Raw genomic sequence first — 1,432 nt, 5'->3', positions numbered from 1 at the left:
AACACAATTTTTATTTTTTTTTTTTTTTTTAATTTTTCAATTTTCTATTTTTTTACTAACTGATTTTGCGGAACAACCCCGCCATGAAGACATACGAACAAAGCCACACCAAGGCAAAAGCCCTGATGTGGCTGACTATATGTTGTCTGAACGAATTCTAATAATTTTGTATCCCATTGTTTTAAAAGTTTATGGACTAAACTCTTAAACTCTGCAAACTAAAAGCGTAAAACTGCTCGTGTGAATGCCTATTTCTATCGTCTGGCTCTAGTAATACCTTTTCCTCAAATAAGCACGAAACAATTTACGCCGGAGCGTAATTTCGCTAACTTATTCTCAGGGAAATTTACTAGATTTCGACGATATGAGAATAAGAGCTAAAAGCCCTATTATCCGTATTTTATAATTCTAACTTTTCATTTTTTGTTGTTTTATTTCTTTGTTCAACGCGGCAAAGGTACGCATTATTTTTGAATTGTGGATACGCTTAAAATATTTGTATCAAAAAAAAGCATTACCTTTGCCGAAAAATTTGGGCATTTGTATGCTTTTTTCGAGTTTGACATTTCTGTATGCATTCATTCCTTTGTGTTTTGGCTTGTATTTAGTGGCGAAACGCACCAAGCATCGCAATTATATACTTGTCCTTTTTTCGCTTGTTTTTTATGCTTGGGGGGAGCCGATGTGGATTTTTCTGCTGCTTTTTACTTCCTTTTTCAATTTTGTTTTGGGGCTTCTGATTGGTCGTTGGAAGCATTGTAAGCCCGTTATTGTGTTGGTGGTTTTGGCGGTAACTATCAATTTAAGTTTGTTGCTTTTTTTTAAGTATGGCGGTTTCATTTGGGACAATTTGGATGCGCTGTTTTCTTTGCCTTTTGCCCGTCCTACCAATACTTTGCCGATAGGCATTTCGTTTTATACATTTCAGGCAATCTCCTATCTTGTTGATATTAAGCGTGGTACGGTGGAGCCGCAGCGCAATCCGCTGTATTTTTTATTGTATATCTCCTTTTTCCCGCAACTTATTGCCGGTCCCATTGTGCGCTACAACCTTGTTGCCGAAGCACTTATGTACCGTAAAGTTGATTGGAACGATGTGGCAGCCGGTCTCAATCGGTTTTGTTTTGGTTTGTACAAAAAGGTGCTTATTGCCAATGTTGCCGGCAAGTTCGTTGCCTTGTATTTAGAAACCAACTTTGGCTCGCTTGCCTGTGCGGAAGCGTGGTTTGGCATCGCCATGTTTTCGGTGCAGTTGTATTTCGATTTCAGCGGCTATTCCGATATGGCTATCGGGTTGGCGCGCATGTTTGGTTTCCGGTTTGAGGAAAACTTCCGACATCCGTATGCAGCTATTTCCTGCGGCGATTTTTACAGACGCTGGCATATTTCGCTCGGGCAGTTTTTTCGCGACTATGTATATATTCCCTTGGGT

Annotated in this window: 2 protein-coding genes; both read left to right on the top strand. The window is 39.5% G+C overall.

Features of this window, described 5'->3' with window-relative positions; all coding sequences use genetic code 11:
- On the top strand, positions 1-208 hold a 208-nt coding region (locus ASC50_RS07405; RefSeq protein ID WP_226995290.1), incomplete at its 5' end, for a hypothetical protein.
- A gap of 324 nt (positions 209-532) precedes the next feature.
- A partial coding sequence (locus ASC50_RS00495) for an MBOAT family O-acyltransferase (protein WP_162491115.1) occupies positions 533-1,432 on the top strand: 900 nt, incomplete at its 3' end.

It is taken from the genome of Candidatus Symbiothrix dinenymphae, assembly GCF_001431085.1.
Note: the sequence above shows the minus strand (reverse complement) of the source record. Positions and strands in the feature narration are given on the sequence as shown.